At 65.0% G+C, this 4,831-nt stretch carries 5 protein-coding genes and 1 pseudogene; all 6 read left to right on the top strand.

Annotated features, from left to right (window positions below; genetic code table 11):
* Nucleotides 1-125, top strand: a pseudogene (locus AC1DWI_RS14045) (ABC transporter ATP-binding protein); the annotation flags it as partial.
* Between the two features lie 86 nt (nucleotides 126-211).
* Nucleotides 212-1,615 (top strand): D-arabinitol 4-dehydrogenase, encoded by a 1,404-nt coding sequence (gene dalD / locus AC1DWI_RS14040; protein ID WP_477725050.1) that lies wholly within the window; start codon nucleotides 212-214, stop codon nucleotides 1,613-1,615.
* On the top strand, nucleotides 1,612-2,400 hold the full coding sequence (locus tag AC1DWI_RS14035; RefSeq protein WP_477669908.1) for an L-iditol 2-dehydrogenase: 789 nt from the start codon (nucleotides 1,612-1,614) through the stop codon (nucleotides 2,398-2,400). Before dalD ends, AC1DWI_RS14035 begins: the two co-directional genes overlap by 4 nt.
* Nucleotides 2,401-2,419: 19 nt before the next feature.
* Nucleotides 2,420-3,091, top strand: a complete 672-nt coding sequence (locus AC1DWI_RS14030; protein WP_477669907.1) for a transaldolase family protein — start codon at nucleotides 2,420-2,422, stop codon at nucleotides 3,089-3,091.
* Nucleotides 3,092-3,111: 20 nt separating this feature from the next.
* Complete coding sequence (locus AC1DWI_RS14025; RefSeq protein ID WP_477725049.1) at nucleotides 3,112-4,080, top strand: carbohydrate kinase family protein; 969 nt, start codon at nucleotides 3,112-3,114, stop codon at nucleotides 4,078-4,080.
* A gap of 11 nt (nucleotides 4,081-4,091) precedes the next feature.
* Nucleotides 4,092-4,831 (top strand): cupin domain-containing protein (locus tag AC1DWI_RS14020; protein ID WP_477725048.1); only part of this gene is annotated, 740 nt, incomplete at its 3' end.

The raw sequence follows: 4,831 nt of genomic DNA, 5'->3' as shown, positions 1-4,831 counted from the left end.
GCGTGCCGCTGATAGCGCGCCAGAACGAACGGACACCGCTGCATGCAGGTGACGATGTAGCGGTCGAGCTCGACCCCTCGGTGCTTCATCTGTTCAACCGTGAAGGCCGTGCGGTTCCGGCCTGATTTCTTCCTTCTTCCTTTCGGACATTCCCTTGACTCTCGCAACAGCGCTTCCTGCGAAAACGCCATTGGCGCCTTCGGAATTCACGGTGCTTCACCTTGGACTGGGTTCATTTCATCGAGCCCACCAGGCCGTTTATCTTCAGCGGTTGATCGACGCGGGCGACACCCGTTGGTCCATCGTGGGCGCCAACATCCGGCCCGACATGGCCGAGGTCGTCGYGGCCTTGCAGGCACAGGGCGGGCGTTACACGCTGGAAACCGTATCGCCGGCCGGCGAATACCGCTATGAACAGATTGAGGCCATCCGCGAAGTGCTTCCCTGGGAAGACTCGCTGGCTGCGGTGATCTCTCGCGGCGCGGCGCCGTCCACGCGCATCGTTTCATTCACCGTGACCGAGGCAGGCTACTACCTCGACACGAAAGGCAAGCTGGACTTGTCTTTCAATGATCTCGCGGCAGACCTTGAGCGCGCACGCCGCGGCGAGGCGGGCGGGGAGGGCGTGACCATCTACGGCGCCGTCTGCGCGATCCTGCGTGCGCGCAAGGCGGCGCAGGCCGGCCCCGTGACCCTGCTCAACTGCGACAACCTGCGCCACAACGGCGACCGCTTTCGTGACGGGCTGCGCGAATTCATTGAACTCACAGGCGACACCGGGCTGCTTTCGTGGGTCGCGGGGAACACCCGCTGCCCCAACACGATGGTCGACCGTATCACGCCGCGTCCGCCACCCGAGCTGCGCGCTCGCGTCAAGGCCGCCACGGGGCGGGATGATGCGGCTGCGATCACTGGCGAGAGTTTCATTCAATGGGTGATCGAAGACAACTTCGCGGCCGGGCGCCCCGACTGGGGCCGTGTGGGCGTGGAACTGGTCGAGTCGGTGCAGCCCTACGAGGAGGCCAAGATCCGCATCCTCAATGCCACGCACAGCTGTATTGCATGGGCCAGCACATTGGTCGGGCTGGATTTCATCCACGAAGGAACACACCACGCGGCAATCCGGAAGATGGCCTACGACTATGTGACCGACGACGTGATTCCCTGCCTGAGTTCTCCCGACTCTCCCGGGCCGATCGACCTCACAGCGTACCGCGATGTGGTGCTCGAGCGCTTTGGAAATCCTGCGATCCGCGACACCAACCAACGCGTGGCGGCGGACGGTTTCTCAAAGATTCCAGGGTTTATCGCGCCCACGGTACGGGAGCGGCTCGCCGCGGGACAGCCAATCGACAGCGTCGCAATGCTGCCTGCGCTGTTCCTTGTTTTCCTGCGGCGCTGGCACCGGGGAGCGCTGCCCTATGCCTACCAGGACCAGGGTATGGACGAGGCCGTGGCCCGCGCGATCTGTGACGCTGTCGATCCTGTGCGCGCGCTGTGCTCCGACGCGGGGCTATGGGGCAGTGCCGCAGGCGATACACGGCTGACGGATGCCGTGCGCGGCGCGATCGGGAGGGTAGCCGGCTTTGTCAATTCAGGGGTAAAAAGAACATGAGCGAACGTCTGAAGGACCGTCATGTGCTTCTGACGGGTGCCGGTGGCGGCATCGGTCTGGCGGTGGCTGAAGCCTGCATCGCCGAGGGCGCGCACTGCAGCGTGGTCGACCGGGCCGTGGCGACGCCTGAAGTCGTGCAGGCACTGCAAAAACGCCATCCCGGCCGCCTGGTCTACATCGCGGCGGACGTGACGGACGCCCGGGCGATTGCGCACCTGCTGGCGCAGGCACAGGCCGCTTTTGGCCCCATTCATACTCTGTTCAACAACGCGGCCGTGTTCGATCTCGCGCCCCTGCTTGACAGTGATGAGGCTTCTTTCGACAGGCTTTTTGCCGTCAATGTGAAAGGCATGTTCTTTGTCATGCAGGCCGTGCTTCGCCACATGGTCGAAGCCGGCACGCAGGGCGCGTCAGTCATCAACATGGCCTCGCAGGCCGGGCGGCGCGGCGAAGCGCTGGTGTCGCACTACTGCGCCACCAAGGCCGCGGTCATCAGCTACACCCAGAGTGCCGCATTGGCCATGGCGCCGCATGGCATTCGCGTCAACGGCATCGCACCCGGTGTGGTCGATACACCGATGTGGGACCACGTCGACAGCCTTTTCGCCAGGGCAGAAGGGTTGCCCCCGGGAGAAAAGAAGCGGCGCGTGGGCCTCGAAGTGCCGCTCGGCCGCATGGGTGTACCGGCCGACATCGCGGGAGCGGCCGTATTTCTGGCCAGCGATGAGGCGCGTTACATCACGGCGCAGACCCTGAATGTCGATGGCGGCAACGTCATGAGCTGATTTTTAGGAGTGGAGCGCGATGAATGAAGACTTCCATCTGTACCTCGACAGTGCCGACCTGGCTGAGCTGCAGGCGTGCCTGCCGCATCCGGTGGTGCACGGCGTGACCACCAACCCCACGCTGCTGCGGCGAGCGGGTGTCGGGCGCGCCGCGGTGCCCGGCCTCCTGGCGCGCTGTATCGAACTGGGTGCGCGGCAGGTGCAGGCGCAGGTGTATTCCAGCGAAGTCGATGGAATGCTTGAAGACGCGCAGGATCTTTTGCCGCACTTCGAGCGGGGTCAGCTGGTCGTGAAAATCCCCGCCACGCGCCAGGGCTTCGATGCCGGCGCCCGGCTTGTCGCGCAAGGTGTGCCGGTCACGTGGACGGCTGTCTACGCGCCTGAGCAGGCGCACTTTGCCGCCCAACTGGGCGCGGCTTATGCGGCACCCTACCTGGGACGGCTTGAGGACGCTGGTGTGGACGGGCTGGCGCTGATCGCGCAAATGCAGGCGCTGGTAGCGCAGCGGCCTTCGTCCGGCACCCGACTTCTGGTGGCGAGCATCCGCTCCCGCGAGGCCTGTCTTTCCTTGCTCCGATTAGGTGTGGGCGCCATCACAATTGCGCCGCGCCTCTTTGCAGAATTGCTCGATCATCCCGCCACGCTGGCTGCCGAGCGCGGGTTCCTGGCCGACGCCCGCGCCTTGCCCTGACAGAGGACAATCCGGAAACCATGCGCATTGCACTCACGGGCGAAGCCCTGATCGATTTCACCGCCGACGAGGCGGGCACGCTGGCGTTCCTGGGCCACGAGGGCGGCTCGCCGCTCAACACGGCTGTCGCCTGCGCGCGCCTCGGACAGCCCACTGGCTTCCTCACGCAGCTGTCGACCGACCTGTTCGGCGAACGCTTGATGCGTTTTCTCGAACGCAACGGCGTGGACACCCGTTTCATCCTGCGCAGCCATGCGCCGTCGACCCTGGCCTTCGTTGAGCGCACACCGCAGTCCAACCGTTATGCCTTCTACACGCACGGCAGCGCCGATGCGACCTGGGCACCCGAGCCGCTGCCGCAGTTGCCGGCTGAATGCCGCTTTCTTCATTTCGGTTCGATCGCGCTCCTGCAGGAACCTGCGGCCACGCGCATCACCGGGCTGATGACTGCCAACGCCGGGCGCCGTGTGATCGTGTTCGATCCCAACGTGCGGCCCAGCCTGATTTCCGATATGGCAGCCTACCGCGCGCGCGTCATGAGCTGGTTTGCGATGGCCGATCTGGTCAAGCTCAGCGACGAAGATGCCGGACTGCTGGCGCCCGGCAGGCCTGTCGATGCGTTGGCAGCGGGTTGCCTGCACGCCGGTGCGCGAGCGGTCATCGTCACGCGCGGCGCCGGCGGTGCCACGCTCTGGCGCACGGGGCACGAGCCGTTGACTGTGGCGGCACCGAGTGTGAAGGTGGTCKACACCATCGGCGCGGGTGACACTTTTACGGCCGGGCTTTCAGTCTCGCTGCTTGCGCATGGCGTCGAACACCCGGCCCAGCTTGGCGAGCTGAGCGGCGACGCCTGGCGCGCAGTGATGCGCTTCGCCGCCACGGCCGCCGCACTGAACTGCACCCGTGAAGGCGCTGATCCGCCTACGCTGGAGGCCGTTCACGCTGCGCTCGTGCGGGAGGACAATGAGACGGTTGCTTCACGGTCCTGACCCAGACTGCCATGACAACGTCCACATCCAAACGCTCGATCCCCCGTCAGCGCCAACCCGAACTGGAGCGCGATATTGCGCGCTCCCCATCACTGGGTTACGAGGCACCTGAAACCGGTCTGGTGCGCTGTCTTGCACACGGCTTCCCGAGCCCGCTGGTACGCTGGCATTTTCATGAAGAGTATGAACTGCACCTGATCACCGAGACCTCGGGCAAGGCGTTTGTCGGCGACTGGATCGGACCGTTCCAGCCCGGTCATCTGGTGTTGTGCGGCCCGCGCCTGCCGCACAACTGGATTTCGCTTGACGTGCCCGAAGGCGGTGCCGCGGGACGCGACCGGGTGATCCAGTTCCATCACGAGCCCATCGAGCGCGCGGCAACCGGAATTCCTGAATTGCGCGAAGTGATGCAGCTGCTCGAACGGGCACGCCATGGCATCGAGTTCTTCGGCATGTCGCAGCAGGCGCAGACGCACTGGGACAACATCAAGGCCGCGCGTGGAGTGCGCCGTCTCGGCCACTTTTTTGAATTCATGGCCGACCTGGCGCAATGGACGGACTACCGGCTGCTGTCGAGCGTACAGATGCAGGGCACACAGGGCGCTGATGGCGACGCGCAGGTTGACCAGATCAACGGCATCGTCAACCGCATTACCGCCAACATGGCGGAGCCGATTTCGATGTCAGTCGTGGCGGCCGAGCTCGGCATGAGCGAGAGCCGCTTCAGCCGCTTCTTCCAGCGCTCCACCGG

The sequence above is a fragment of the Polaromonas sp. P3_C2 genome (assembly GCF_056402675.1).
Note: the sequence above shows the minus strand (reverse complement) of the source record. Positions and strands in the feature narration are given on the sequence as shown.